The sequence below is a fragment of the Arsenicicoccus piscis genome (assembly GCF_022568835.1).
Lineage (GTDB): Bacteria > Actinomycetota > Actinomycetes > Actinomycetales > Dermatophilaceae > Arsenicicoccus > Arsenicicoccus piscis.
Genome location: NZ_JAKZHV010000003.1, coordinates 163,223 through 189,992, shown reverse-complemented (window position 1 = coordinate 189,992; position 26,770 = coordinate 163,223). Strand labels below are relative to the sequence as shown.

At 67.7% G+C, this 26,770-nt stretch carries 22 protein-coding genes; 7 read left to right on the top strand and 15 right to left on the bottom strand.

What is annotated here, in order from left to right; genetic code table 11:
• Window positions 1-155: 155 nt before the first annotated feature.
• Window positions 156-2,198 carry a S8 family serine peptidase gene (locus tag MM440_RS06700; protein ID WP_241443550.1) on the bottom strand — a complete coding sequence of 681 codons (2,043 nt, stop codon included), beginning with the start codon at window positions 2,196-2,198 and terminating at the stop codon, window positions 156-158.
• Between the two features lie 144 nt (window positions 2,199-2,342).
• On the opposite strand from MM440_RS06700, the gene MM440_RS06695 reads away from it, so the two are divergent.
• Both MM440_RS06695 and MM440_RS06690 read left to right on the top strand, forming a co-directional pair.
• Complete coding sequence (locus MM440_RS06695) at window positions 2,343-3,110, top strand: abortive infection family protein (RefSeq protein WP_241443549.1); 768 nt, start codon at window positions 2,343-2,345, stop codon at window positions 3,108-3,110.
• Between the two features lie 305 nt (window positions 3,111-3,415).
• The gene (locus tag MM440_RS06690; protein ID WP_241443548.1) at window positions 3,416-3,991 is read left to right on the top strand and encodes a GNAT family N-acetyltransferase; all 576 of its coding nucleotides are present in this window, start codon (window positions 3,416-3,418) and stop codon (window positions 3,989-3,991) included.
• A gap of 180 nt (window positions 3,992-4,171) precedes the next feature.
• Here the strand turns inward: MM440_RS06690 and dnaB are convergent, their stop codons facing one another.
• A complete protein-coding gene (gene dnaB / locus MM440_RS06685; RefSeq protein ID WP_241443547.1) occupies window positions 4,172-6,517 on the bottom strand; it encodes a replicative DNA helicase in 2,346 nt (781 codons plus the stop codon).
• Between the two features lie 627 nt (window positions 6,518-7,144).
• Here dnaB and MM440_RS06680 point away from each other — a divergent pair.
• Window positions 7,145-8,542 carry an MATE family efflux transporter gene (locus MM440_RS06680; RefSeq protein WP_241443546.1) on the top strand — a complete coding sequence of 466 codons (1,398 nt, stop codon included), beginning with the start codon at window positions 7,145-7,147 and terminating at the stop codon, window positions 8,540-8,542.
• On the opposite strand, the gene MM440_RS06675 is transcribed toward MM440_RS06680, so the two are convergent.
• Together MM440_RS06675 and MM440_RS06670 are read right to left on the bottom strand one after the other, a co-directional pair.
• Entirely contained in the window at window positions 8,508-8,744 is a 237-nt protein-coding gene (locus MM440_RS06675) for a hypothetical protein (protein WP_241443545.1), read from the bottom strand. The genes MM440_RS06680 and MM440_RS06675 overlap by 35 nt on opposite strands.
• Window positions 8,741-10,123: a mycothione reductase gene (locus MM440_RS06670; RefSeq protein ID WP_241443544.1), complete on the bottom strand. Its 1,383-nt coding sequence runs from the start codon at window positions 10,121-10,123 to the stop codon at window positions 8,741-8,743. Before MM440_RS06670 ends, MM440_RS06675 begins: the two co-directional genes overlap by 4 nt.
• Window positions 10,124-10,251: 128 nt before the next feature.
• Between MM440_RS06670 and iolG the strand changes: the two genes are divergently transcribed.
• Together iolG and MM440_RS06660 are read left to right on the top strand one after the other, a co-directional pair.
• Window positions 10,252-11,265: an inositol 2-dehydrogenase gene (gene iolG, locus MM440_RS06665; protein WP_241443543.1), complete on the top strand. Its 1,014-nt coding sequence runs from the start codon at window positions 10,252-10,254 to the stop codon at window positions 11,263-11,265.
• Window positions 11,265-12,140 (top strand): sugar phosphate isomerase/epimerase family protein, encoded by an 876-nt coding sequence (locus MM440_RS06660; protein ID WP_241443542.1) that lies wholly within the window; start codon window positions 11,265-11,267, stop codon window positions 12,138-12,140. The genes iolG and MM440_RS06660 overlap by 1 nt, the downstream gene beginning before the upstream one ends.
• Window positions 12,141-12,164: 24 nt before the next feature.
• On the opposite strand, the gene MM440_RS06655 is transcribed toward MM440_RS06660, so the two are convergent.
• Window positions 12,165-13,241, bottom strand: coding sequence for a Gfo/Idh/MocA family protein (locus MM440_RS06655; RefSeq protein ID WP_241443541.1), 1,077 nt, complete (start codon window positions 13,239-13,241; stop codon window positions 12,165-12,167).
• Window positions 13,242-13,286: 45 nt separating this feature from the next.
• Here MM440_RS06655 and MM440_RS06650 point away from each other — a divergent pair, with 45 nt between their 5' ends.
• The gene (locus tag MM440_RS06650) at window positions 13,287-14,447 is read left to right on the top strand and encodes a phytanoyl-CoA dioxygenase family protein (protein ID WP_241443540.1); all 1,161 of its coding nucleotides are present in this window, start codon (window positions 13,287-13,289) and stop codon (window positions 14,445-14,447) included.
• Window positions 14,448-14,490: 43 nt separating this feature from the next.
• Here MM440_RS06650 and MM440_RS06645 read toward each other — a convergent pair whose 3' ends face one another.
• From MM440_RS06645 to MM440_RS06610, 8 genes are all read right to left on the bottom strand, one after another.
• Complete coding sequence (locus MM440_RS06645; RefSeq protein WP_241443539.1) at window positions 14,491-15,417, bottom strand: aldo/keto reductase; 927 nt, start codon at window positions 15,415-15,417, stop codon at window positions 14,491-14,493.
• Between the two features lie 71 nt (window positions 15,418-15,488).
• Complete coding sequence (locus MM440_RS06640) at window positions 15,489-16,382, bottom strand: ATP-binding cassette domain-containing protein (RefSeq protein ID WP_241443538.1); 894 nt, start codon at window positions 16,380-16,382, stop codon at window positions 15,489-15,491.
• On the bottom strand, window positions 16,379-17,473 hold the full coding sequence (locus tag MM440_RS06635; protein ID WP_241443537.1) for an ABC transporter permease: 1,095 nt from the start codon (window positions 17,471-17,473) through the stop codon (window positions 16,379-16,381). The genes MM440_RS06640 and MM440_RS06635 overlap by 4 nt, the downstream gene beginning before the upstream one ends.
• A gap of 4 nt (window positions 17,474-17,477) precedes the next feature.
• Window positions 17,478-18,449, bottom strand: a complete 972-nt coding sequence (locus tag MM440_RS06630) for a sugar ABC transporter substrate-binding protein (RefSeq protein ID WP_241443536.1) — start codon at window positions 18,447-18,449, stop codon at window positions 17,478-17,480.
• Between the two features lie 215 nt (window positions 18,450-18,664).
• Window positions 18,665-19,870 carry a Gfo/Idh/MocA family protein gene (locus MM440_RS06625; protein ID WP_284284941.1) on the bottom strand — a complete coding sequence of 402 codons (1,206 nt, stop codon included), beginning with the start codon at window positions 19,868-19,870 and terminating at the stop codon, window positions 18,665-18,667.
• The gene (locus MM440_RS06620; protein WP_241443535.1) at window positions 19,867-20,733 is read right to left on the bottom strand and encodes a sugar phosphate isomerase/epimerase family protein; all 867 of its coding nucleotides are present in this window, start codon (window positions 20,731-20,733) and stop codon (window positions 19,867-19,869) included. The genes MM440_RS06625 and MM440_RS06620 overlap by 4 nt, the downstream gene beginning before the upstream one ends.
• A 54-nt stretch (window positions 20,734-20,787) precedes the next feature.
• On the bottom strand, window positions 20,788-21,792 hold the full coding sequence (locus tag MM440_RS06615; RefSeq protein ID WP_241443534.1) for a Gfo/Idh/MocA family protein: 1,005 nt from the start codon (window positions 21,790-21,792) through the stop codon (window positions 20,788-20,790).
• A 37-nt stretch (window positions 21,793-21,829) separates the two neighbouring features.
• The gene (locus tag MM440_RS06610) at window positions 21,830-22,789 is read right to left on the bottom strand and encodes a TIM barrel protein (protein WP_241443533.1); all 960 of its coding nucleotides are present in this window, start codon (window positions 22,787-22,789) and stop codon (window positions 21,830-21,832) included.
• 421 nt (window positions 22,790-23,210) lie between these two features.
• Between MM440_RS06610 and MM440_RS06605 the strand changes: the two genes are divergently transcribed.
• Window positions 23,211-23,444, top strand: a complete 234-nt coding sequence (locus tag MM440_RS06605) for a hypothetical protein (RefSeq protein ID WP_241443944.1) — start codon at window positions 23,211-23,213, stop codon at window positions 23,442-23,444.
• Window positions 23,445-23,744: 300 nt separating this feature from the next.
• Here the strand turns inward: MM440_RS06605 and MM440_RS06600 are convergent, their stop codons facing one another.
• Together MM440_RS06600 and MM440_RS06595 are read right to left on the bottom strand one after the other, a co-directional pair.
• Window positions 23,745-25,139, bottom strand: coding sequence for an IS256 family transposase (locus tag MM440_RS06600; protein ID WP_420914136.1), 1,395 nt, complete (start codon window positions 25,137-25,139; stop codon window positions 23,745-23,747).
• A gap of 97 nt (window positions 25,140-25,236) precedes the next feature.
• A complete protein-coding gene (locus MM440_RS06595) occupies window positions 25,237-26,742 on the bottom strand; it encodes a CoA-acylating methylmalonate-semialdehyde dehydrogenase (RefSeq protein WP_241443531.1) in 1,506 nt (501 codons plus the stop codon).
• Window positions 26,743-26,770: the final 28 nt, after the last annotated feature.

Genomic DNA, 26,770 nt, shown 5'->3' with positions numbered 1-26,770 from the left:
TCGTTGTTCTGGGGCCGATGCATGATCCCGTGGCTCTGCTGTGGGTCGCGGTCGTCGTGGGCATGGGTGATCAGCATGTTGTCCAGACGCCGCGACGATGGCACGGCTGGGTCTCGCGACCCAGCGCGAGACCGGCCTTCCTGGCGAGCACCGGATTATGCGCGGAGGCGCACGCGGCTCGGCAAACGTAGCTGTTGCCGCAAGGTCTGGTGCAGATCAGCAGTCGCCAGTTCACGGTCTTCCAGCGTTGCTGCGAGGGCATAGCCCTGATGCTCATAGGTCGGGTCATTCCGGGCCCATGTCTGCGCCTTGTGAGTGACGGCGATGAGGAAGGTCTCGTCATCGTTCACGAACGAGTCCCGCCCGACCCAACTGCGAAGTTGCAATGTGCTGTGCGTGTAAGTGTTGACGCCCGGCTGCAGCTTGAGCTTCCGCCGGTCGTTGATCAGATCAGCCGGATCGTCGGGGTCTTGTCGCTTCAGAATCTCGGCAAGTTCGTCAGGATCGATGTCCCGATACACGTTGAACTTCATGGTCCCGGCGAGGTACTCCCGTCGCTGGCGCCGAACAGGTGGGTCGAACGCGAGGGCGATGCTGACAACGCGATCACGTCGGCTCCCTTGACGGAAGGCTTCGGGGATCGGCAGGGGGTGAATCTGGACGGTGTCGACTGGCATTTCGCCGTCGTAAGTCATGGTCACTCGTCTGGCATCGCTTGTCGTCGCCCTGTCGACGTCGGGGAGGCCCAAGCCGTAGACGCGGTTTCGGCGGTGCAGTTCGGCCAGGGCGGCCGCGGGAGGGGTCGGCGCTGAACCCGCAGCCAAGAGAGCCCTGACGAGGTTTCCTGAGGCGTCGGGATAGGCGTACGCGATGTCGGCCGCCACTCTGGCCACGGCTGGGGCGGCATAGCTGGTCCCGTTCACCGTCGCGAAAATCTGGCCACCGGAACCGCGTGTAGATGTGCTGATGAGCGAGGCACCTAGATCGTTATGCACGACGTTTCCGGTGTCGGATACCACGAGGTTGCCGCCATAGTGCGTAACGTCGGGCTTGTTGGCGCGTCTCGAATTGGTCCCTAGGCCAGGCCCAGTTCTGCTAAAAGGTGCAGCCTCGTCGGCGTCGGCAGCCGCCTGCCAACCGACACGGCCAGGAAGTTCGGCGGGTGCGCCGCTCAGAGCGAGCGCTCCGACGGTCACGGCCAGAGCAGCCGGACCGGGTTCCGACAGTCGATGCTCGTGGGCGAAGAAGAAGTCCGGCTTGTCAGCGATGATGTGGTGCCCGCTTGGAGTTCGGGCCGAGAGGTCGGCAGGAGCGTTCCCCGTCGGCAGAACGACGACGAGGCCTAGCTCACGAACCAGGTCGTCGATAGTCTCCGTGAGTGGCCCGAGGTGGAGGTCGTTGAACGGCTCTGCGTAGCCGATGGACAGGTTGAAGATCCTCACCCCATGAGTGCCGTGGAGGTGACGGATGGCTTCCTCGACCAGAACGTGCGGAGGAGCGTAGGTCGCGAACCGTGGCGCGCCGTCTGGGCGCGCGGGGTCGGGCTCAAGGATCCGAACGACCCGGACACTCCCGATTGCCGAAATCGGCAGGGCGTCCCGAAGCTCTTCGTGGAGTGCTGGGAAGAGGACGCGTCCGACGACTTCCGTGCCGTGGGTTCCGCGCTGCTGCCATGGGTAGGTAGGCGGCCCTAGTGACTCGTCCGACACAACCAGTCCGCGGAGCAGCGGATGTGCTGACTCGGGCGAGTCGTCAAGCACTCCAACTACCTCGCTCGCGACCTCCGACCGAGAGATCGTCGAAATGTCGAGATCCCTCCAGTCTCGGAAGTCCAAGAACGGGACCGGTGGCGTCCGCGCCAACTCGACCACTGAGTTGTTCAGAAGGTCGTCGAGCCCGGCGGAAGAGACGCTTACCCTCAAATAGCTACGCCTGGCCGAGACTGATCGAAGTAGCACCCGGCCGCCATTTTGGCCCACGATCTGCTCGACGATGCTGGTTCGCCGTTGAGCTTCGCCGTACGTGCCGCTCGGCCAGATGAGGACGTCGACCGTGTGCTGGCCGCTGGTGCTGCCGTCGAGGTCGGCAACGCCAGGTCCGGTGCGGTCGGAGGGTCCGTATGGCTCGATGTCGTCGATCTGGTTGAAGAAGGTCCGCAGTTCTCCGGTTCGGACATATCGCTCGATCGCCTGTTCCAACGAGGCGCCCAGAGCCTCAGAAGTGGAAAGGCAGGAGGTTCTCTTCGAGTGGTTTGCCGCCGCCAACTCGGGCCTGTTCTCAAACGGCCCGAGAAAGGGCGGCGGCAGTGCCCCCCCAAAGCTAGAGACCAATTACCCGTCCGGGTGGTCGAGCTAGCGACCACCATGTTCGCCCGGGAAACGGGATTCTCCGGACCCGAGCTTCACCGTCTATACGCCGAGTACACCGACGATCTTGGCGAGTACACCGGGTGGGGAGGAGGAGCCGAGTCACGCTGGCAGACATTCCAGCGTGGTCTTCGGCTCCTCACTCGCGACCAGCAGGTGCGCTTCCTCCTCGACCTCTGTGAGTACGACGGCTACATCAAGCATGGCCGACCGGCGGACGAGGACATCGCGAAGCTGCGCGGACTCCTTCTGGGCCAGAGTGCACCTGGAGCGGATGCCGCTGCCATTCGACTTGCGGCGCTTCCCGACTGGAAAGCGGTTCAGGACTCCTGGCGCCAGGCTCTCGACAAGATCCACTCCGATCCTGAGGGCGCGATCACGGCGACCCGGACTCTTCTGGAGAGCACCTGCAAGCACATCTGCGACGAGCGTGGAGTGCCCTACGAGAATGGCTGGGATCTGAGTCGGCTCTATAAGGCCGCTGCCGCTGCCATGGAGATCGCCCCCGATCAGCACAGTGAACAAGTGATCAAACAGATCTTGTCTGGAGTCACGACGGTCGTCGCCGGCATCGGGTCCCTGCGGAACTCACTCAGCGACGCACACGGCCGGGGGAAAGGAGCCGTTCGACCGGCTCCACGCCACGCCAAGCTTGCCGTGAACTCGGGCTTCGCCGTGGCGGGGTTCCTTATCGACACACACGTTGAGAAGCCCAGCCCGCGGAACGGGCAAGACCCGCGTTAACCGCTTGCAGACCCGTCCATAACACGGGCCGGCGGACACGCCCGAGATGCATAACATCGGCTAATTCTTAGAATCGCCAGCCGTTTGTCGAGATGCAGCCAAGACTGCGCGACCGCAGGCGTTGCATCTTGCGCGGTCGGCCGGATAGCGAGGAGTCGCGCAAGATACGTGAGGGCACGCTGGACGATCCGCCAACGGATCGCGGCCTCCGGCTTGGGCCGTTCGAAGTCCACTCGCACCTGGCTTGGACGGCGTCGATCCCCTAGTGGCGCCTATTGCTGTGGCGGCACCCGCCTAATGCCACCATGATGACGTTCGTGGTGCTTCCAACCCCGACCCTGACGACAGCCCGCCTCGTCCTGCGCCCCTTCAGGGATGACGACCGTAACGCGGTTTACCTCTTGCACGCGAGTGCGCCGGTGATGCAGTACTGGGACTCGAGCCCGTGGACCGAGATGGCCCAGGCCGATCGCTTCCTCGCTCGGTGCCGTGCCCTCGCCGAAGAAGCCTCCGGCGCCCGCGTTGCCGTGGACCGTCGAGAGGATGCCGCCTTTCTCGGGTGGATTGGCTTGCAGCGGTGGGACCCAGTCAGCCGCAAGGCCAACTTGGGCTACGTACTAGCCGAGGACGCGTGGGGGCACGGGTATGCCACCGAGGCCGGCCAGGCGCTGCTCGACTGGGCCTTCCCGGCCATGAACCTCAATCGCGTCTCGGCGCAGGCGGACACGCGCAACCGCGCGTCCGGGCGGGTCCTTGAGAAGCTTGGGTTCACCCTTGAAGGCACCCTGCGGGAGAATGTCATCGTCGACGGGGAGGTATCCCACGACTGGACGTTCGGCCTGCTACGCCGCGAGTGGGAGGCCGCTCGCGCAAGCCGTTGACCGCTCGTCTCGGCGCGCTCACTCCGAGCCAGCCCCATAACCCAGAGCGCGAGACGCGCCCGAGATGCATAACGTCAGCTAATTCTTAGAATGAAGGGCCGTTCTTACAAGACTCACTGCATCTCGACAGCTGCATCTCGACAGCCCTTCGTGGAGGGTTCGCCGCCTCTCGACAGGTGCCTAGAAGTTGTTCGCCATGTTCGTGAAGCGGCTGTAGTGCCCCTGGAAGGCAACCACGATCGTGCCAGTTGGTCCGTTACGGTGCTTGGCAACGATGATGTCGGCCTCACCTTCGCGGGGCGATTCTTTCTCGTAGACCGATTCGCGATGCAAAAGCATCACCATATCCGCGTCCTGCTCGATGCTGTTGTGGACGGCGATGCCATTGGCGATGAAGTTGTGACCGCCGAGCACGGTGGCGTCGAAGACCTCTTCCATTCCGACCAACTCGATCTCACTCACCTCGTCCCAGAGCACATCGTTGACGGCCATCAGCTCGAGGTCGATCTCGTCAAGGACGTGAGTCAGCGTGCCGAGGCTTCCCTCCTCGCTGTCAGATTCTGCGAGCACCTCCGACACAGCGCCCCAGGCCTCAGACGATGCCGTCGGTATCTCGGGCGTCGAGCGGTTGCGCACCATGGCTAGGAGATTGGCGGCGGCTTCACCCTCACACCACACCTCCTGCAGGAAACGACGCTGGCTGTCCGGGTCTGCGATGACCAGGCGACCGTCCCCGGCGACCGACCTGACCGAGATGCCAAACCGCAGAAGCAGGCGGCTGACCTGCTGCGCAACGGCGTCCCCCGTCAGCGCCGTCCGCAGCACCGCACGACATCCGTCCTCGTCCAACTCCACTCTGTGGTGAGTAGTCCAGAGCGTCGCTACCACATCACGGATCGTCTGCTTTGGTGCGTAGAAGACCTCGTCAGGCAGTTCAACTCCCCGGGACGCCGCCGCGATCCAGTTGTCGATCGCGTCCTGAGTCACAGGCTGGCACTCACGAGGGGCCGGCACGTGCTGAGGCACAGCGACCGCGTCCCCCGCATGAATGTCGCCCAGGGCCCGCCAGCCGCCATAGGTGAGGAATGGGTGGTTCTCGGTCGCTCGGATCGTCTTGCCCGAGGCGAGAGTCAGCCGGAACACGGGCTTGATCCCGGTGGAGAAGACGTGGGTCAGGTGACGCGTCACGTACCGCAGCGACTCGTCGAGCGACCACACCGGGACGTCGCGAGCGCCGGACTCGAAGAGCTCGCCCATCGTGGTCTCGGCACCCGTGTCGGCGCGCAGCACCCGCGAGTCGGCTGTCAGGCAGCCAGACTCACGAAGGTCGCTGACCTGGGGCTTCTTGTCCGTTCGCTGCTCAGGACCACGGTTCAGCTGAGAGAGCGCGATGACCGGGACCTCGATCTCCTTGGCCAAGAGCTTGAGGGCTCGGGAGAACTCCGAGACCTCCTGCTGGCGCGACTCGACGCGCTTGCCGGAGCTCATCAGCTGCAGGTAGTCGATGACGACGAGCTTGAGGTTGTGGCTCATCTTGAGGCGCCGACACTTCGCCCGGATCTCCATGAGCGACATGTTGGGGCTGTCGTCGATGAACAGCGGCGCGTCCGAGAGCCGGCCGACGGTGCGCGCGATCTTAGTCCAGTCCTGGTCGTCCACCTGGCCCTTGCGGAGCTTCTGCAGCTGCAGCGACGCCTCGGCCGAGAGCAGGCGGGTGGTGATCTCGTTCTTGCTCATCTCGAGGCTGAAGAAGACGGTCGCCTTGTTGTGATGAATAGCCGCAGAACGGGCAATATCAAGTGCCAGGGTCGATTTGCCCATTGCCGGCCGCGCCGCAATGACAATCATCTGTCCGGGGTGCAGACCGTTGGTCAAAGAATCCAGCTCGGTGAAGCCGGTGGGGACGCCGAGCATCTCGCCGGTGGAGCCGGCAGCGTGCTCGATCTCGTCGACGGTAGCCTCAAGGATGTCGCCGATGATGACGTAGTCCTCGGCGGCTCGCTTGTCGGCGACACCGTAGACCTCGGCCTGGGCCTGGTTGACGATGTCCTCGACGTCGCCGGCATGGCCGTAGCCCATCTGCACGATACGCGTGCCGGCCTCGACCAGGCGACGCAGGACGGCGCGCTCCTGGACGATCTCGGCGTAGTAGCCCGCGTTGGCGGCCGTGGGGACCGCCTGGATCAGCTGGTGGAGGTAGGCCTGACCGCCGATGCGCTGGATGTCGCCACGCTTGGTGAGCTCGTCGGCCACGGTGATCGCGTCGGCGGGCTCGCCGCGGCCGTAGAGGTCGAGGATCGCCTCGAAGATCGACTCGTGGGCGGGGCGGTAGAAGTCCTTGCCGCGCAGCGCCTCGACACAGTCGGCGATGGCGTCCTTGCTGAGCATCATCGACCCGAGGACCGAACGCTCGGCGTCGACGTCCTGGGGTGGGGTGCGGTCGAGCTGCGACTCCTCGCCATAGCCGTCGTCGTAGCTGTCGCCGCCAGAGCGACCTCGCCGACCACTGAGCTCGGAGATCGTCACCGCAGGCCCCCTTCCGGAACACGTTCATCAACTGCTCCGACCACTACAGCACCGACCACTGACAGACCCCCCCAAGGGGGACCGGGTGTCGGGCCGAGAGGCCGGACGGCTCCGGGCGTTGGCCAGGGCGCGGGCGCGCGTGCACGAGATCGACGAGCCCGCCGCCCAGGTCAGCGCTCGGCTCCCCGCCCTGGTGAGGGGCCGGGCCGCGCACTCCGACGGAGGCAACACGGACACGCTAAGTCGCCAGCCCGGCCCCATCAAACGTCCGAATTATCCCCCTGTGGATAACGTGGGGACAACGGCGGCGCGTCGCCGGTGGAACCTGTGGATAACCCTGGGGACAGGGTGTGACTTTCCCGTGATCTACGCTTCCCCAGGCCGCTGACCTGCGCGAACGAGGTGAACGCCATGTGTACGGCAAGAAAGTTGTCCTCATTAGCCCATTCGGGTCAAGTCTGCGGCGGTGTGGAAAAGATGGACCATGAGTCTCTCTCCGCGACGGATCCGTGCTACGCGGCCGTTCGGCCGAAGGAGGGTGAATATCACGCACCGTGATCGACGCAGGTCGATGGACCGATCTACGCCCCTCGCCTGCACGAACGCGCTCGGGCCTAGGGTGGCCGGGTGCCCGACACGTCTCCCCGCACCAGCGCAACACTCCCGGAGAACCCCGCGCGCGAGGTCCTGCGCCTCGCCGTCCCGGCCTTCCTGGCCCTCGTGGCCGAGCCTCTCTTCCTGCTCGCCGACTCCGCCATCGTCGGTCACCTCGGCGTCGCCCAGCTCGCCGGCCTCGGCGTGGCCAGCGCGGCCCTGCTGACGGCCGCGAACGTCTTCGTCTTCCTCGCATACGGCACGACCAGCGCGGTCGCCCGACGCCTCGGCGCGGGCCGCGAGGACCAGGCGTTGGCCGTCGGCATCGATGGCGTCTGGCTCTCGGTCGTCCTCGGCGCGCTCACCGCGGTCGTGGTCGCGGTGGGCGCCACCGACATCTGTCGCGCCCTCGGGGCGAGCGCGGACGCGCTGCCGCACGCGGTGAGCTACCTGCGGTTCTCGGCCATCGGTCTACCGGCCATGCTCGTGGTGCTGGCCGCGACCGGCATCCTGCGCGGCATGCTCGACACGCGCACCCCGCTCGTCGTCTCGGTGGCCGGCTTCACCCTCAACGTCGCGCTCAACTACGTCCTGGTCTACGGCGTGCACCTCGGCGTCGCCGGCTCCGCGCTCGGCACCGTCATCGCCCAGTGGCTGATGGCGGTAGCCCTCCTGGTCGTCGTGGTGGGTGAGGCCCGGCGCAAGAACGCCTCGCTGCACCCGCACCCCACGCGCGTGCTCGCGGCCGGTCGCGAGGGGGTGCCGCTGCTGGTGCGCACCCTGGCGCTGCGCGCCGTGCTGCTCCTCACCACGTGGACGGCGGCCGGCTTCGGCGACGCGACTCTCGCTGCATACCAAGTGACTTCGACCGTCTGGACCTTCCTCGCGTTCTCCCTCGACGCCCTCGCTATCGCCGCGCAGGCACTCACCGGTCGCTCCCTCGGTGCCGGCGACCGAGCCGCCACGCGCGCCACGACCAGCCTCATGGTGCGGTGGGGTGCGGTCTACGGATTTGTCGTGGGGGTGCTGGTGCTGGCCGTGCACACCGTGCTGCCAACGCTTTTCACCGGGGACGAGGCGACGCGCGCCGCGATCTCGGGCGCGTTGGTCGTCGTGGCGATCATCCAGCCGGTCGCCGGGATCGTCTTCGTCCTCGACGGCGTGCTGATCGGCGCGGGGGACGGACCCTGGCTCGCCCGCGCGCAGCTCGCGGTGCTCGTCGGCTATCTGCCGGTCATCGCGCTCGTGCGGTGGCTGGGGCCACCGTCCTGGGTCGGGGCGAGCCCCGTCGAAGCCGCGGTGCACGGTGCGGTGTGGCTGTGGATCGCGTTCTCCACGTTCATGATCGGGCGCGGTGCGCTGCTCTGGCTGCGCTCGCACACGTCACGCTGGATGGTCACCGGCGCAGGCGTAGACCCTGTGTCCGGGTGATGTGGTCCACCACCGGTTGCACGACGAGGATCGCCGCGGACAGCACGAGCAGCACCGCCAGCAGCAGGCTGAGACCGCTGCGATTCAGCCGAGAAGCCAGCACCAGGAACAGGATGGCGACGCCGACGCGACCGAGCCACGCCCACGGCGACAGGCCCAGCCACGGACCGCGCGGCTCACGGGTCTCGAGGGGATCGCTCATGTCAGCTCCAGCCCCAGGAGCGCGTTCTCGACGACCTCCATCGACGCCGGGTGGATCCAGTACTGACCGCGGGCGACCTCCGGGACGGTGTTGCCGAGCGAGGCCATCTGGATCAGCGGCTGGATCAGGTTCGAGGCCTGGTAGCCCATGAGGTGCGCGGCGATCAGGCGCTTGGAGTGCGGGTCGGCGAGCACCTTGACGAACCCGACGGTGTCCTCCATCGCCCAGCCGTACGCGGTGTCGCCGTACTGCTGCACCTTCACAACGTAGTCACGGCCCTCGACCTTCAGCTGCCGCTCGGTCGGACCGAACGAGGCGACCTGCGGGTAGCCGAACGTCGCCGCGGGGACGAACCGGTGGTCGCTCTTGATCAGGTCGTCGGGGAACGCGAGATTGTGTGCCACGACACGGGCTTCGTGGTTGGCGACGTGCTTGAGCTGGTAGGGGCTGCTGATGTCGCCAAGCCCCCAGACGCCCTCGACCGTCGCCCGCTGGTAGTCGTCGACCACCAGTCGTCCGTCGTGGTGCGTCGCGAGCCCGCCGGCCGCCACGTCCAGGATGTCGGTGTTGGGGATGCGGCCCAACGCCACCAGCACCGCGTCGACCTCGACTCGTGAGTGGCCTTGCGGCCCTTGCAGATCCAGCGACCAGACGCCGCCCTCCCGCGTGGCGCCGGTGACGATCGTCGACAGCCGCAGGTCGAACCGCTTGGCCTGCTCGCGGGTGAAGGCGATCTGGATGTCCTCGTCGTCCTTGGTGAGCAGCGTCGGGCTGCGCTGGATCCACGTGACGTCGGACCCGAATGCGCCCAGCACGTGGGCGAACTCGCTGGCGATGAACCCGCCACCCACGATCGCGATCCGCGCCGGCACCTCGTCGATGCGCATGATCGTGTCGGACGTGTGCACGCCGCGCCCCGGGTCGGCCTCGCGGAGCCCGTCCACGTCGGGCATCCGCGGTCGCCCGCCGGCGGCGACGACGACCTGGTCGCCGGTCACGATCTCTCCGGTCCCCGTGTCCAGGGTGCGCTCCCCCACGAACCGCGCCGTCTCGTCGTAGACCGTGACGTTGGGATCGCTGCGACGGTAGGCCTCGCCCCCGTCGGCGATCGCGTCGACGCGCGCGAACACGCGGTCCCGCGCCTCGCGCCAGCGAGCGCTCGGGCTCTCGAAGTGCGCCCCGAGCCGGTCCAGCGCCAGCGCCGAGACGATGACGTCGGCGGGGTAGACGAACATCTTGGTCGGGATGCATCCGACGTTGAGGCAGGTACCCCCGAAGCGTCCCCGCTCGATGATCGCGATGTCGAGGTGGGCCAGCTCAGGAGTGATGACGGAGTTGCCGGAGCCCGTGCCGATGATGACCAGGTCGTGGTGCCGCATGGGCCCAGCCTACGGCTCGGCTCTGGCGGGGTGTCGCCTCTGGCGGGTCGGGACCGCGACCGCTATTGTCAGATCGTTCTGACAAATGAGAGGTCAGCACCCCACAGCCAGCGCACGAAGGAGTCGCCATGTCCCCCGCCCCGGTCCGCATCGGCCTGATCGGCTGCGGCCGCATCGGCCAGGTCCACGCCCTCAGCATCGTCGCGACGCCCGGTGCCGAGCTCGCCGGCGTCGTCGACGCCGTCCCGACCGCCGCGGAGGCGACTGCCGCGCGGTTCGGCAGCACGGTCTACGGGACGCCGGAGGAGCTGATCACCTCCGACCAGGTCGACGCGGTGATCATCGCCTCCCCCACCCCCACGCACGTCGACCTCATCGACGCCTGCATCGACGCGGACAAGCCGGTGCTCTGCGAGAAGCCCATCGATCTGGACATCGAGCGAGTGGAGTCGTTGCGTCCCAAGGCAACCGCAGCGTCCATCCCGATCGTCCTCGGCTTCAACCGCCGCTTCGACCCGCACTTCGCCGAGCTGCACCGTCGGGTGCAGGCGGGAGAGATCGGCACCCTCGAGCAGCTGAGCATCGTCAGCCGCGACCCCGCGCCGGCGCCCATCGAGTACCTCGCGTCGTCCGGCGGCATCTTCCGCGACATGACGATCCACGACTTCGACATGGCGCGGAACTTCGTCCCCGACATCGTCTCCGTATCCGCCTGCGGCGTGGCCCAGTTCAGCGACGAGATCAAGAGCATCGACGACTACGACTCCGTGATCGTGACCATGACCTCGAGCTCGGGGCAGCAGGTCGTCGTCACCAACTCGCGGCACGCCGCCTACGGCTACGACCAGCGCGCCGAGGCGTTCGGCTCCGAGGGTCTGCTGGAGGTCAGCAACGTGACCGACACCCTGGTCCGACGGTGGGGCGCCGACCAGGTGGAGGCTCGCGAGCCCTACCAGAACTCCTTCCTCGAGCGCTACGCCGTGGCGTATCAGCTCGAGCTCGTCGCCTTCCTGCACGCCGTGCGCGGCGAGCCGTCCACGAGCCCGACCTTCCACGACGGCTGGGCCGCACTGGTGCTCGCCGATGCCGCCGCCCGGTCCGCCAAGGAGCGGCGGGTCATCGACGTCGACCTGTCGGTCTGATGCCGGAGCTCGTCGCCACGTGCTGGACGAGCGCGGGCGGGGCCGTCCCGGGTGCAGCGGACCAGCGCAGCACGTTCACGCTCGAGGACCGGGTGCGCGAGGTGGCGCAGACCGGATGGGTCGGCATGGGTCTCGTAGCGGACGACCTGGTCGCGGGCCGCGACACCATTGGCTTCGACGGTCTGCGAGCCCTGCTGCAGGACAACGGCCTTCACCACATCGAGGTAGAGCTCGTGCAGGACTGGTGGCTGCCCGGCTTCGAGGACGGCCAGACCGACGCGGGTCGCCGCGCCGAGCTGCTGCTCGAGGCGACCGCCGCGCTGGGTGCGCCGTTCATCAAGGTGGGTCCGGGCATCGGTCCGGCTGTCGACGACATCGGCCCCCTCGTCGCGCCCCTGCGACGGCTGGCCGAGCGGGCCGCGGCGGTGGGCACGCGAGTTGCCTTGGAGCCGTTGCCGTTTGCGCACATCGCCTCGATGCCGCAGGGTGCCGAGCTGGTGCGGGCGGTCGATCACCCGGCCTGCGGGCTGGCGGTCGACTACTGGCACGTGTTTCGCGCCAACACCTCTCTGACCGAGCTCGCCGCGTGTCTGAGCCCGGAGATCGTCGTCGCGGTCGAGCTGTGCGACGCAGACCGCGAGATGCAGGGCACCGAGCTCTTCCCTGACACCCGCGACCACCGGCGGTACTGCGGCGAGGGCGATCAGGACGTGGCCGGCTTCATCCGCACCATGCGCGAGGTCGGCTTCGGCGGACCGTGGGGGGTCGAGATCCTCTCGATCGAGCACCGCGCTCTCCCGTTGCGCGACGCGCTGATTCGCGCCCGGGACACGGCCCTCGCCTGCTTCGATGAAGCGAGTGCTCCCCGCACCTAGGACGTGCGCTGCCCAGCCGGTCGGCTAGGCCTCCATGACGAAGCGGTCTCCGGTGGCTGCGCGCACCCGGTCCATCACGCGTAGCGTGTCGATGGTGGCGTCCAGCGGTCGCCGCGGCGACTCGAGCAGCCCCTCCCCGATGCAGCGAGAGGCGTCGCACCCCTCGAACGAGAGCCCACCGTTGCCGATCGTCGGCTCGTCGTAGCGCAGGACTTGTCCCCCGCGGGAGGTCAGCGTGAATCCCCCTGGCTTGAAGAAGAATCCGTCGATCGCCAGGTAGCCATCTGCGCCGGCGACCGTGGCCGTGGTGGGCGTCTGCGCGAGCATGCTGGCGTAGAGCACGGACTGGGCCGGGTGTCCGCCGTATGCGCCCTGGCCGCTCTGCCCGCCCGGCCCGCCAACGCGGTGCGTCAGGGTCACGCCCACCTGACCCATGACTCCGGTGGGGGCCCGCATCCCCGACGCGCTGACGTCGGTCACCTCGCCCAGCGCCCAGGTGGCGAAGGTGATCGGGTAGGTCGCGAGATCGAGCATCGCCCCGCCCGCCAGCTGAGGGTCGTAGATCCGATGGGACGGGTCGAAGTACTCCCCGAGATCCGCTGTGGCGAGGTAGAGCTCACCCAGGGCGCCGTCGTCGAGGAGCTGACGCACGACGTCCATCTTGGGCAGGGCCAAGGTCCACATGGCCTCCATCGCGAAGACGCCCTGGGCGCGCGCGGCGGCCGCAATCTGCTCGGCTCCCGCCGCGTTGATCGCCATCGGCTTCTCGACCAGCACGGGCTTGCCCGCCTCGATGGCCAGCAGCGCGTGCTCGACGTGCTGCGGGTGCGGTGTCGCGACATAGACGACGTCCACGTCCGGGTCGTCGACCAGCGCCTCGTAGCTGCCATGCGCCGTGGTCACGCCATAGCCGCTCGCGAACCGGTCGGCGCTGCCCTGCGAGCGCGAACCCACGGCCTGCACCACCTGATCGGTGTGCTCGTGCAGGGCGGTGGCGAACTTGTCGGCGATCCACCCGGTGCCCAGCAGACCCCACCGCAGAGCGGGAGCCGACCGTCGATCCGGGGTGCGCGCCGGGGGTAGCGTCGTGGGAAAGGTCATGACAGAATGACAGCACAAATTCCGCGATGTGGCGAGAGGTGTGCGATGACCCGTCAGCACTGGCTGAAGACTGAGGACTGCAACCTGGACGACCTGCTCCGGGTGCTGGACGATCACACCGATCCCTCCGACTACCCGACCGCCGCGCGCATCGAGCAGGAGGTCGTGGTCTACGACTCCGGCTCTGTCCGTGAGGCACTCGCGGCCGGCCGTGGGGGCGAGATCCAGGAGGAGATCTACCGCGCCTTGGCGGACGGCCCCGGGATCGTCGTGCTCACCGGTGCATTCGAGGACGACGTGGTCGATCGCGCGACGGATGCGTTCAACGACCTGATCCTCCAGCAGCGCGAGGACGGCATCAAGAGCGGCGACCACTTCGCCAAGCCGGGCGCCAACGACCGCGTGTGGAACGCGCTCGAGAAGCTCGCTGTCGAGCACCCCGACGTGTTCGTCGACTACTACGACAACGACATGCTTGCGCTGGCCGCCACGTCCTGGCTCGGCCCCGGTTACCAGGTCACCAGCCAGCTCAACGTCGTCAACCCCGGGGGCGCCGGCCAGACCGTGCACCGCGACTACCACCTGGGCTTCCAATCCCCTGATGTGTCCTCGCAGTTCGCGTCGCCGATCCACAAGATGAGCGCCATGCTCACGCTGCAGGGAGCGGTCGCGCACGTCGACATGCCCGTGGAGTCCGGCCCCACGCTCTACCTCCCGCACTCGCAGAAGTACGAGCTGGGTTACCTCGCCTACTGGCGGCCGGAGTTCCAGGACTACTTCGTCGCCCACCACATCCAGCTGCCGCTGGCCAAGGGCGACGCCGTCTTCTTCAACCCCGCGCTCTTCCACGCGGCGGGCACCAACCGCACCAACGACATTCGTCGCATGGCGAACCTGCTGCAGGTGTCCTCACCCTTCGGTCGCGCGATGGAGACCGTAGACCGTCGGCGCATGTCCGAGGCGCTCTACCCCACGCTGCTGGACCGGCTCGAGTCCGGCCTCACCCAGGAGCGCGTAGACCGGGTGGTCGCCGCGAGCGCGGAGGGCTACGCCTTCCCGACCAACCTGGACCGCGACCAGCCGGTCGACGGGATGGCTCCGCCTACCCAGGCCGATCTCGTGCGCGACGCGCTTGCCCAGCGGATGACCTCCGAGCAGCTCGGCAAGACGCTCGCCGGCCTGGAGGACCGTCAGCAGACCCGCTGATCACGGGTCCGCTGAGGCCTATCCGCTGGCAGGCCGCTGACGATCAGTCGACCAGGCCCGACGGCCAGGACGCCTCGGCGGGGTCGGGGCGGCAGGCGAGCACCGCAGCGAGCAGATCCTCGTCGATGGGCGCGTCCGCCGCCTCGAGGGCGGAGCGCAGGTGAGCCGACTTGGCGGTGCCCACAAGGGTGGTCGGGCAGCCGGCGCGCTGGATGGCGTACTGGTTGGCGAGGAAGGCGATGTCGACTCCCGCCTCGGCGCAGACGGCCCGCATCCGATCCGCCGCCTCCCGGATGACCGGCGTGGCGGGGTGGCCGTCGCCGGCGGCGGGGCCACGCGGTGTCAGCAGCCCGAGCGCTACGGCGGCCGCGTTGATCAGACCCGTCCCGCGCTCGTCCGCGATCGGCCCGAGGCGGGTGGCGATCGAGTCGTCGAGCAGGGTGCCGTGGGCGTAGGTCAGCACCACGTCCAGGTCGCACTCGCGCACGACCCGCTCGAACACCGAGATCGGATAGCCCGTCATGCCGATGAAGCGGCACTTGCCTTCGTCGCGCAGCCGCAGCAGCTCGGGGTAGCCCTCGTCGATCACCGGCTGCAGGTCGACGAACTCGATGTCGTGGAGCTGCAGGATGTCGACGTGATCGGTGCCGAGCAGACGCAAGCTGCGCTCTACGCTGGCCCGAATCCCCTTCGCGGAGAAGTCGAAGCTGTCCACGCCATAACGACCGGCCTTGGTGCCCAGCACGATCCGGTCGCGGAGTCCGCCGGTGAGCGCCTTCCCGAGGCGCTCCTCGGCGGACCCGTAGTACGGCGAGGTGTCGATGAAGGTGACGCCGGCGTCGATGGCCTCGTGCACGACCCGGATGGCGTCGGCCTCGCTCACGTCGCCGAACAGGCCGCCGATCGGTGCGGTGCCGAACGACACCGTGGTGACATCGAGGCCGGTGCGGCCCAGCGTGCGCGTCTGCATGGCGTCCTCGCCCTACCTCATCGAGATCGGTTGTGAGACAACTCGTGTGACAGCTCGGGTGACGGCACGAGCTACGGCTTCACGGCCGGATGGTCGAGCGTCGGCGCCTCGATCTCGCCGTGCTCGACGGTGTGGGCGTCGACGACCTTGCCGGGGTCGGCGGAGCGCAGCTCGTGCGACAGCTCCTCGAGCTCCTGCCCACCAGCCATCTGCCCGGTCAGCTCGTCCAGCGTCAGCTCGTCCCGGTGCGCGTCGAGGACGACTCGACCGAGCTTGAGGATGACGAAGTGGTTGCCGACGAGGAACGCGTGGTGCGGGTTGTGCGTGATGAAGATGACGCCGAGGCCGGCGTCGCGGGCCTTGATGATGTACTTCAGCACGACACCGGACTGCTTGACGCCGAGGGCTGCTGTCGGCTCGTCGAGGATGATCACCTTCGCACCGAAGTAGATCGCGCGGGCGATCGCGATGCACTGACGCTGGCCACCCGACAGGCCTCCGACCGGGCGGTCGAGATCGCCGATCTCGATGCCCATCTTGCGCAGCTCCTCGTCGGCGATGCGCTTCATCGAGGCGATGTCCATCGTGCCGAAGCCTCGGGTGATCTCGTTGCCCAGGAAGAAGTTTCGCCACACCGACATGAGCGGAGCGAGGGCCAGGTGCTGATAGACCGTCGCGATGCCCGCCGCCTGCGCCTCGCGGGGAGAGCCGAACACGGTCTCCTGGCCGCCGATCGTCATGACTCCGTCGGTGTGCTTATGCAGGCCCGCCATGATCTTGATCAGGGTGGACTTGCCCGCGCCGTTGTCCCCGAGGACGCAGGTGACCTCGCCCTGACGGACGTGCAGGCTCACCCCGCGCAGGGCGTGGACGTTGCCGTAGGACTTGCCGACGTCAACGAGCTGGAGCAGGGCGGGCTGGTCGCCGGCGGCCTGACCGTGCTCGTGTGCCACTGCGGTACTCATCGCGCATCCGCCTTCTTCTTGACGTACATGTTGACCAGGACGGCGCCGATCAGCATCACGCCGAGGAAGCTGTAGAACCAGTCGACGTTCCAGCCGGCGTAGTTGATGCCGAGCTGAGTCATGCCGAAGATCAGCGCACCGAGTGCGGCACCGATCACCGAGCCGTAACCACCCGTCATCAGGCAGCCACCGACGACGGCCGCGATGATGAAGATGAACTCCTTGCCGACGCCCTCGCCGGACTGCACGACGGAGTACTCGAACAGCAGGTGCATGCCGAGCACCCAGCAGCAGAACCCGACGAACATGAACAGGCCGATCTTCGTCGCCTTGACGGGGACACCGACGGCGCGGGCCGCGTCGGCGTCGCCACCGACCGCGTAGACCCAGTTGCCGATCTTGGTCCGCTGCAGCACGTAGGCCGTGATGATCGTCAGGACGATCCAGAAGATGACCAGCGACTTGACCTGGATCGGACCGATGTGGAGCGACAACATGCGGAAGTCGATGGTGAACTCCGACCCGAAGACGGCTGCCGCAGAGTTGAACCCGTCCATGTCGTTGATCCTCGCGGTGGCGACGGTGCCGGTGATGAGCCGGGTCACGCCGAGGTTGACGCCCTGCAGCACGAAGAAGGTGCCCAGGGTGACGAGGAAGCTCGGCAGCCCGGTGCGCATCAGCAACCACCCGTTGAAGGCACCGATGGCGAGCGAGACGATCAGCGCGATCAGCACGCCCACCCAGACGTTGAGGCCCAGGTTCCACGCGGACAGCGCAGCCGTGATGCCTGACGTCGTCGCCGCCACACCCGCCGAGAGGTCGAACTCTCCACCGATCATGAGCATCGACACGGCAACGGCGACGATGCCGATCGCTGCCGAGGAGTAGAGGATCGTGCCGACGTTGTTGACGCTGCGGAACGCCGGGGCCACCGCCAAGAACAGCGCGGCGACGACGATCGCACCCACGAGGGCACCGATTTCCGGGCGGCTGAACAGCAGCCCGGTGAACGATCGTTGCTGGACCCGGTCGTCCTTGGCCTGAGCCGGCGGGGTCGCGGGTGGTGCGGCCGAGGTGTCTACGAAGCTCATGACGTCACTTCAGCTTGTCGACGTTGGCCTTGGTCACGAACGCGGGCCCGGTCAGCACCGCCTGACCGCCACCGATGGAGGCGCCCTTCTGGACGTTGAGCCACAGCGAATCGACCGCCATGTAGCCCTGCACGTAGGGCTGCTGGTCGACAGCCCACTCGATCTTCCCGTCCTTGATAGCGGCCTTGGCCTCGGTGTTGAGGTCGAAGGTGACCACCTTGGCGGCGCTCCCCGCCTCGGAGACGGACTTGAGCGCGGTCATGGCGAAGGGGGCACCGAGCGTGAGCACGCGGTCGATCGTCTTGTCCTGCTGGAGCTTTGCCGTGATCGTCGACTGCACGTTGGTCATGTCCGTGCCCTTGACGTAGATCTTCTCGGTGGCGGGGAACTTCTCGGCGGTGCCCGCACAGCGCGCCTCGAGCCCGACGTGACCCTGCTCCTGGATCACGCACAGCGTCTTCTTGGCACCGTCCTTGGTGAGCTGCTCACCGGCCGCCTCTCCGGCGATCTTCTCGTCCTGCCCGAAGTAGGCGAGGACGCCCATGGCCTTCCAGTCCTCGAGGCCGCCGTTGAGGGCCACCACCGGGACGCCGGCCTTCAGGGCCGCCTCGACGTCGGACTTCATCGCGTCGGGCTTGGCCAGCGTGACCGCGATGCCGTCCACCTTCTTGTCGACGGCCTGCTTCACCAGGGTGGCCTGCTTGGCCCCGTCGGGGTCGGCGGTGTACTGCAGCGTGACGTTGTCCTTGGCCGCCGCGTCCTCAGCGCCCTTGCGGACCTGGTCCCAGAAGGTGTCGCCCGGAGCCGCGTGGGTGATCATCGCGACGGTCATCTTCGGGGTGTTGGCGACGGCACCGCCACCACCCCCGGCAGCGGTCTCGGTCGGCTTGCCACCGGAGGAGCTGCAAGCGCTCAGTCCGACGACGGCGACGGCGGCCAGGGCCGCGGCCCCAGAGAGGGTGCGGGTGCGGTTCATGGTGTTTCCCTTTCGATCCCGCTCTCGACGTTGAGCGGCGGTGGATGGTGACAAAGGGTGAGTATGTGTCATGTCAGCCCCTTCCTCACAAAGGTGGACCCCGGCACTGGGATCTCTGGGGAGAGCCTGCCCGACCAGACAGCCGCGTGTCAATGGATTGTCAGAACATTTGCACAACCGTGATAGCCGTCGTTCGTGCGGACGGACCCCGTCGCTCAGGCGTCGAACGTCGTGCGACCGGCCACCGGCTCTACGGTGTGCCAGCGGCCATCCTCGGCGGAGGCGACGATCGCCTCGTCGATCTCGGCCGCGCACCACCCGTCCGCGGCGGACGGGGCGAGCTGCTCGCCCGTGAGAACAGACTCGACGAAGAGCTTGGCCTCGACCGCCTTGAGGTCGTCGAAGCTCATCGGGATCCCGGGCCCGGGCTGGAAACGCGAGAACTCACCGTGCCCAGGCCCCGCCAGCACGGTCGTGTAGCCATGGTTGAGACCTCCGTCGCCGAGGCACACCTCGAGCCGGGACAGGTCCTCGAAGTTCCAGCGGGCCGACCCCAAGGTCCCGTAGACCTCGATGACGTACTCCGAGCGCGGGCCGACGCTGACGCGCGAGGACTCCAGCGTCCCGACGACACCGGAGTCGAACCGAGCGAGCACGCTGACGTAGTCCTCGTTCTCCACCGGACCGCGCTCGTCGGACACCGCGACGGCTGCGTGGCCCACGCCCTGACCGAGCGGGTAGGGCCGGTCAGCGATGAACGTGCTGGTCAGTGCCGTGACCTCGCTGATCCGACCCACGACGTACTGCGCGAGGTCAACCCCGTGCGACATGAGGTCCCCGACCACGCCGGCACCAGCGCGGGCGCGGTCGTAGCGCCAGGTGAGCGGACCCTGCGGCGACGAGGCGTAGTCCGCGATGAGCCAGACGCGCACGTTCGTCACCCGCCCGAGCGCACCGGAGCGCGCGAGCTGACGCAGGTGCGCGACGGCCGGCGCGTGCCGGTAGTTGAAGCCCACCCCCGTCACCAGACCGGCTCGCTCAGCGGCCTCGGCGATCTCGCGAGACTCGTGGGCGCCGACGCCCATGGGCTTCTCGATCCAGAACGGCTTGCCCGCCTCGACCGCGGCGAGCGCGATCTCACGGTGCAGGAAGTTCGGCGAGCAGATCGAGACGATGTCGACGTCCGGATCGGCAAGCAGGTCGCGATAGTCCGCGTAGGCCCGCTCGAAACCGGCTGCCGTCGTGGCGAACTCGCGCGCACTGTCTACAGGATCAGCGGCGGCCACCAGACGCAGATCGGCGGCAAGGTCCGGGTAGCGCTCCGCCAACGACTTGTAGGACCGCGTGTGGAGCCGACCCATCCAGCCGAGGCTGATGACGCCGACTCCGAGCGACTTCCGTTGTGCTGCACCGTTGCTCACGCGCCGAGCTCCCGCTCGATCCGCTCCCGCATCCGCACGTGGATGGCGTCCATGTCTTCCTCCCAGCCGAACACGCAGACCGACACCGGCCCGTCGTAGTCGATCTCCCGAAGGTAGCCGAACACGTCGTCCCAGGGGACCTCACCGTTGCCGATCTCGTTGTGCTGGTGGATCCGCGCGTCGACCCCAGGGGGGTTGATGATGTAGCGGTTCCCCACGTTGGCGAGGTGGTTGTAGACGTCGGCGAGGTGCAGGTGCTTGAGGCGCGGCCCGGCGTACTCCATCATCGCCCGAGGGTCACCCTTGCCCTCGGACAGGTGGAACATGTGCGGGAGGCAGAACTCGTAGTTGAACCACGCCTTGTTGACGCCTCGCACGATGCCGACCGCGCGCTCGTTCGTCTCGACGAAGTCGTAGGGGTGCGCCTCGATGGTGCACTCGATCCCCCGCTTCTCGAAGTCCGGGGTCAGCTCCTCGATCGAGCGGTAGAACTGGTGCTCGCTCTTGAGCGGCTCGTTCGGGTCCCCGGAGAGCTCGGTCGCGATCAGCGGCACCTCCAGCTCCTCGGCGATCTGCAGCAGCCGGCGGAAGTTGCGGACCTGCGCCTGCCGCTCCTGCTCGTCCGGCGAGGCCCAGTTGAACACCGGGTTGAAGGTCCAGATCTTCACGCCGGTCTCGGCCATGGCCTTCTTGACCGTGGCGATCTCGGCGTCGTCGACCTTCGGGTAGTGGTGCCACTCGTGGAAGTCGAATCGCGGTGACAGCTCGATGTATTCGTAGCCCAGGTCGGCGGCCTTGCGGCACTCCTTGGCCACGCTGAGGTGGGGGTGGTACATGGAGGGGTCGAGCAGGATCTTCACCATGGGCTGCTTCTTCCGTGCGGTCGGACGGTGTCGGGTGGGATCAGGCGGCCTCGCTCAGGCGTAGAGCGCGGGCTTGTCCATCATCTCGACGGCCACGACACCGTCGGCACTCAGCGCCCTGACGCCGGCGTCGCAGACGCACGCGGCGGCGTAGCCGTCCCACGCCGACGGCCCGGTGTGCTCGTCGCGCGCGACGGCGTCAAGCCACTGCTGGACCTCGGCGACGAACGCGCCCCAGAAGCGCTCGTTGTGGTCCATCGTGATCTTGTTGTGCTGCCCGACCGAGTCACGCCGGACCACCTGGTTCTGGTCGCCGAGCGACACGACACCCGTCTCCCCCACGAGCTCGCACCGGATGTCGTAGCCGTACTGGCAGTTGACGAACACCTCGTCGTCCACCCGCGTGCCGGACTGCGTCGTGAGGACCAGGACGAGCGGGTCCTGCAGGTGCTCGAACCGCTGAGACGTCTTTTTGGGCTTGTCGACTCGCGCCGACACGAACTCTTCGCCGAGCAGCCAGCGCATCGTGTCGATCTCGTGGATCGCGGTGTCGTTGATCGCCGCGTCCCAGGTGTAGTGCTCGGGCACGGTCGGGTTGCGGTGGGCGCAGTGGACCATCAGGGCCTCACCGATCTCGCCGCTGTCGAGGATGGCCTTCATCTGCCGGTAGGACTCGTCGAAGCGGCGCATGAAGCCGACCGTCACCAACTTGCGTCCGGCCTCCTGCTCGGCGGCCATGATCCGCTCGCACGCGTCCGCCGTCGGCGCGAGCGGCTTCTCGCAGAAGACGCGCTTGCCCGCCTTGATGCTGGCGATCACGTCCGCCTCGTGCGCCGGGCCGTAGCTGCAGATCATCACGGCGTCGACGTCGGGATCGTTGATCAGGTCGGCCGAGGAGTCGAAGGCCGTGACGCCGTACTTCTCGGCGACCCTCTTCGCGTTGCCCGGGTCGATGTCGCTGACGCCGACGAGCTCGCCGCCGGCGATCACGGTGCGGATCCGGTCGAGGTGCGCCTGGCCCATGCCGCCGGGGCCGATCATGCCGATGCGTACAGTCATGGTGAGTTCCTTTGCGGTAGAACGCGTTCAGGCGACGTCAGGCGAGGCCGAGACCCTGGCTCGCCAGGAACTCTCGAGTCTGGATGGCGATGGGCAGCGGCGCGTCCTTCGGGCAGCCGTACATGTCCTGCTCGCACACCACGTAGAGCTCCTTGTCGAGGTCCGCGAGCGCCTCGATGAGGTCGTGCATGTCGGGAAGGCCGGCCGGCGGGGCTACGGAGCAGCCGGCCTTGACCGCCTTCACGAACGGCCAGTCCTCGTCGTGCGCCTGCTTGACCAGCCCCGGGTCCATCGCCTTGATGTGCACGTAGGAGATCCGCTCGGGGTACTTGCGACATAGCTCCATCGGGTCGCCGTCGCCGTAGACGATGTGGCCGGTGTCGAGACAGAAGCCGACGTAGTCGGGGTCGGTCGCCTGGAAGATCCGGTCGATGTCCTGCGGGGTCTCGATGTGCGAGTCGCCGTGCGGGTGCAGGACCATCGTCAGGCCGTAGTCCTGCTTCATGATCCGGCCGAGCTTGTCGGCGTTCTTGATGTAGAGATTCCACGCCTCCGTCGACAGCACCCGGTCGTCGGTGTACTCGCCGGACTTCTCGTCGCGGAACATCGGGGGCAGGTGCACGACGTACTCGGCGCCGACAGCCGCGTGCGTCTCACCGATCCGACGGAAGAACGCCTCGGTCTCGGCCCACGCCTCCGCCTTGTGCAGGATGCCCCAGCCGGTGCCGGCCACGACCCGGAAACCGTGCTCGTCCATCACGTCCTTGAGCTGCTTCGGGTCGGTCGGGAAGTAGCCGAACGGGCCGGTCTCCATCACCGAGAACCCCGCCTGCTGCATCTCCCTCAGCGCCGTCCGCCACGGCACCTGCACCGGGTCCCCCGGGAACCACACCCCCCACTGGTCCGGACACACGCCGATGGTCAGCTTGCTGTAGCGCTCGTCGTCGGTGTTGCGCGACTTGTCGACGGTCAAGGTGGCGGCGGCGTTGTCGGCCATGGGGATTCCTCTCCGGGGGCGGCCCGATGTCTGCGGTGACAGGAGGCGCCGAGGCGCCGCGCTCAACGCTAGTAAGTCGAATATGTCCTGTCAATAGGTCAAAGCCCGTGGTGTCGGCCGGGTGCGTTGCGAGCCGGTCGCGTCGCGCGGGCCCCGGCCCTGCGGGGCCTACCATCCGGCACTCGCACGCTCGCGCCTCCCGCCAGGCCCCCCACGGCCCCTTCGGGCCGGGGTCCGCGCTCTCCGGTCGATCGAGCCTCGCCGTCACGTGCCGCCGACCTCCTCCTGGCGGGGGAGCCGCAAAGATCCGTCGCACGACTGATCTGCGATGAGACGGCGCGGGAGCAGAGTGGTCTCAACGAGCCGGCCACCAGGGCCGGCGGAAGGTCCGGGAGAATTCGGAAGAACGAAGGAGACGCAGATGTCCGCCAAGGCCACCACCCGCACCGCCACCCTCTCCCTGACCGCCGACGCCAAGACCCGCCTCGCCTGGGCCGTCCTGCTCACCTGGGCCATCGCCCTCGTCGCCTCGGTGGCCACCACGTTCGTCCAGGGCGGCGACGTCGCCGCCAACCTGAACCAGCCGGTCTGGGCCCTGGGCGTCATCACCTTCACCACGCTGTTCCTCACCGCCCGCTCCGACGAGCAGCGCTGACCCCCGCGGCGCCGCGCACGAACCCGTAATCCGCCGCCGAACCCGTGTCACGCGCAGGGTCCGGGCCCCGGCAAACCACGGCTTCCTAGGCGCCACCCGAGTTCCTGCGCGTACTCACACCCCAAGCGCCACCCCGTAGACCCCTCCAACACCACCAGCCCCACCCACCACAGCACCAGGGCAGCCACGCCCGTAGAAACCGGCACCCATCGCCCCGCCGCCCTCGCCAGGCGAGGACAACCACTCGGCCGGGCCGCCCAGGGGACTGTCCGATGAACGGTGTAAGCGGCGGTTTCATTTTCAGCGGTCCTCGGCGGCCGGCATGCGGTCGGCGAAGGTGATGGCGAACGCGTTCAGCGCGGGCTTCCAGCGTGTGACCCATCGTGTCTGACCGGTGCCCTTGGGGTCCAGGCTCCTCGTGACGAGGTACAGCACCTTCAGCGCGGCCTGCTCGTTCGGGAAGTGCCCACGCGCGCGGACGGCGCGCCGGTAGCGGGCGTTCAGGCTCTCGATCGCGTTCGTCGAGCAGATCACCCGGCGGATCTCGACGTCGTAGTCCAGGAACGGGATGAAGTCCTCCCAGGCGTTGTCCCACAGCGTCGTGATCGCCGGGTAGGCCTTGCCCCACTTCGCGGCGAACTCCTCGTACCGCTCCCGCGCCGCCGCGGGGGTCGGTGCGGTGTAGATCGGCTTGAGGTCCTTGGCGATCTGGTCCCAGTACTTCCTGCTCGCGTACCGGAAGGTGTTACGGATCAGGTGGATGATGCACGTCTGCACGATGGCCTGCGGGAACGCCGCGCTCACGCTGTCCGGCAGGCCCTTGAGCCCGTCGCACACGACGAAGAACACGTCCTTGACGCCCCGGTTGCGCAGCTCGGTCAGCACCGCGAGCCAGTACTTCGCGGACTCCCCGTCACCGTCCCCGGCCCACATCCCCAGCACGTCCTTGTGCCCGTCCAGGTCCACGCCGATCGCGGCGTAGAACGGCCGGTTACGGACCTGTCCGTCACGGACCTTCACGACGATCGCATCGATGAAGATCGCGGCGTAGACCTTCTCCAACGGCCGCGCCCACCAGGCCTGCATCTCCTCGACCACCCGGTCGGTGATCCGGCTGATCGTGTCCTTGGACACCGACGCCCCGTATACCTCGCCCAGGTGAGCAGAGATCTCCCCGGTCGTCAGGCCCTTGGCGTACAACGACAGCACCATCGCGTCCAGGTCCGTCAACCGGCGCTGACGCTTCTTCACCAGCTGCGGCTCGAACGTGCCCGCCCGGTCTCGCGGCACGTCGATCTCGACCGGGCCCGCGTTGTCGGTGATCACGGTCTTCGAGCGGACCCCGTTGCGCGAGTTCCCGCTCCCGCGTCCTTCGACGGCGTGCTTGTCGTACCCCAGGTGGGAGGACATCTCCTCATCCAAGGCGACCTCGATCACCGTCTTGGTCAGCATCTTCAACAGCCCGTCCGGGCCGGTCAACGCGACGCCGTCCTCCTGGGCCTGACGGACCAGACGCTGCAACGCGGCCAGGTCCTGCTTCGACGCAGCACGCCCCGACACCGGCGCCACCGGCTGCGCCGGCTCGTCAGGCGAAGTCGCGTCCTCGCTGTCGGCGACGGCGTCCAGTCCCGGCTCCTGCGGGTCCTGCATCTGCGGTTCGGTCGGGCTCACGCCCACCAGTGTCTCGGCCATCATCGGCCCCTTCCTGCCCTACCGGGCAACGGGCCGCTTACACCGTTCCTGCGACAGTCCCCCGCCCAGAGGGAGCGGCCCGGCCGAGTGGCTCTACGGGTCAGTCGTTCTGGGGGAAGCCCAGGTTGAGGCCGCCGTGCGAGGGGTCGAGCCAGCGGGCGGTGACGGCCTTGGTCTTGGTGAAGAAGTGCACGCCCTCCATGCCATGGGCGTGGGTGTCGCCGAAGAGCGAGTTCTTCCAGCCGCCGAACGAGTAGTAGGCCATGGGGGTCGGGATCGGGACGTTGATGCCGACCATGCCGACCTGCACCTCGTTCTGGAAGCGCCGGGCGGCGCCGCCGTCGTTGGTGAAGATCGTGGTGCCGTTGCCGAACGGGTTGTCGTTGATCAGCTGCAGGCCCTCGTCGTAGGTCTTGACGCGGACGACCGACAGCACCGGGCCGAAGATCTCGTCGCGGTAGATCGACATCTGCGGGTCGACCTTGTCGAACAGGGTGGGCAGCAGGAAGAAGCCGTCCTTGGTGCCACCGACCCACTCCTGGCCGCGGCCGTCGACGACCAGGTCGGCGCCCTCGGACTCGCCGGCGTCGACGTAGCCGGTCACCTTCTCCAGGTGGGCCTTCGTGACGAGGGGGCCCATGTCCACCCCGTCGACGTTGCCCTCGCCAGTGGTGAGCGTGGCCATCCGCTCCTTGATCTTGGCGACCAGCTCGTCGGCGACGGAGTCGACCACGAGCAGGGCGGAGATGGCCATGCAGCGCTCGCCGGCCGCGCCGAAGCCGGCGTTGACGGCCGCGTCGGCGGCGAGGTCGAGGTCGGCGTCGGGGAGGACGAGCATGTGGTTCTTCGCGCCACCGAGGGCCTGCACCCGCTTGCCGGCGGTGACGCCGCGCTCGTAGACGTAGCGGGCGATCGGGGTGGAGCCGACGAACGAGATCGACTTGACCTCGGGGTTGTCGAGGAGGGCGTCGACGGCCTCCTTGTCGCCGTGCACGACGTTCATGACGTGGTCGGGCAGGCCCGCCTCGCGCCACAGGTCGGCGATCAGGTTGACGGCGGTCGGGTCCTTCTCGGACGGCTTGATGACGACGGCGTTGCCGGTCGCGATGGCGACGGGCACGAACCACAGCGGCACCATCGCGGGGAAGTTGAAGGGGCTGATGACGCCGACGACGCCGAGCGGCTGCAGGATGGAGTACGCGTCGATGTTGGTCGAGACGTTCTCGGAGAAGCCGCCCTTGAGGAGAGTGCCGATGCCGCAAGCGAATTCGGCGACCTCGAGACCGCGGTTGATCTCGCCGACCGCGTCGGGGTAGGTCTTGCCGTGCTCGGCGACGATGGTCTTGGCGATCTCGCCCTTGCGCGCCTCGAGCAGCTCACGGAACGCGAACAGGATGCGGGTGCGCTTGGCGATGGAGGTCTGGCCCCACTCCTTCTGCGCGGCAGCGGCTTTCGCGACGACCTCGTCGACGAGCTCCTTGCTCGCGAGGTCGAGGGTGCCGGTGACCTCACCGGTCGCAGGGTTGTAGACCTCGCTCGTGCGCTCGGCGGTGCCGTCCCACGAGGTGTGGCCGATCAGGTGGGTGATGCGGGTGGGTGTGCTCACGTCGGTGTGCCTTTCAGAGGTGGGCGAG

What these genes read in the sequence shown, in the direction of transcription:
- MM440_RS06670 (WP_241443544.1), bottom strand. Translation starts at nt 10,123, where the DNA reads ATGCGGCACCACGACCTGGTCATCATCGGCACGGGCTCCGGCAACTCC.
- MM440_RS06655 (WP_241443541.1), bottom strand. Translation starts at nt 13,241, where the DNA reads ATGACCTTTCCCACGACGCTACCCCCGGCGCGCACCCCGGATCGACGG.
- MM440_RS06690 (WP_241443548.1), top strand. Translation starts at nt 3,416, where the DNA reads ATGATGACGTTCGTGGTGCTTCCAACCCCGACCCTGACGACAGCCCGC.
- iolG (WP_241443543.1), top strand. Translation starts at nt 10,252, where the DNA reads ATGTCCCCCGCCCCGGTCCGCATCGGCCTGATCGGCTGCGGCCGCATC.
- MM440_RS06600 (WP_420914136.1), bottom strand. Translation starts at nt 25,139, where the DNA reads ATGATGGCCGAGACACTGGTGGGCGTGAGCCCGACCGAACCGCAGATG.
- MM440_RS06610 (WP_241443533.1), bottom strand. Translation starts at nt 22,789, where the DNA reads ATGGCCGACAACGCCGCCGCCACCTTGACCGTCGACAAGTCGCGCAAC.
- MM440_RS06650 (WP_241443540.1), top strand. Translation starts at nt 13,287, where the DNA reads ATGACCCGTCAGCACTGGCTGAAGACTGAGGACTGCAACCTGGACGAC.
- MM440_RS06620 (WP_241443535.1), bottom strand. Translation starts at nt 20,733, where the DNA reads ATGGTGAAGATCCTGCTCGACCCCTCCATGTACCACCCCCACCTCAGC.
- MM440_RS06635 (WP_241443537.1), bottom strand. Translation starts at nt 17,473, where the DNA reads ATGAGCTTCGTAGACACCTCGGCCGCACCACCCGCGACCCCGCCGGCT.
- MM440_RS06660 (WP_241443542.1), top strand. Translation starts at nt 11,265, where the DNA reads ATGCCGGAGCTCGTCGCCACGTGCTGGACGAGCGCGGGCGGGGCCGTC.
- MM440_RS06640 (WP_241443538.1), bottom strand. Translation starts at nt 16,382, where the DNA reads ATGAGTACCGCAGTGGCACACGAGCACGGTCAGGCCGCCGGCGACCAG.
- MM440_RS06675 (WP_241443545.1), bottom strand. Translation starts at nt 8,744, where the DNA reads ATGAGCGATCCCCTCGAGACCCGTGAGCCGCGCGGTCCGTGGCTGGGC.
- MM440_RS06630 (WP_241443536.1), bottom strand. Translation starts at nt 18,449, where the DNA reads ATGAACCGCACCCGCACCCTCTCTGGGGCCGCGGCCCTGGCCGCCGTC.
- MM440_RS06605 (WP_241443944.1), top strand. Translation starts at nt 23,211, where the DNA reads ATGTCCGCCAAGGCCACCACCCGCACCGCCACCCTCTCCCTGACCGCC.
- MM440_RS06615 (WP_241443534.1), bottom strand. Translation starts at nt 21,792, where the DNA reads ATGACTGTACGCATCGGCATGATCGGCCCCGGCGGCATGGGCCAGGCG.
- MM440_RS06645 (WP_241443539.1), bottom strand. Translation starts at nt 15,417, where the DNA reads ATGCAGACGCGCACGCTGGGCCGCACCGGCCTCGATGTCACCACGGTG.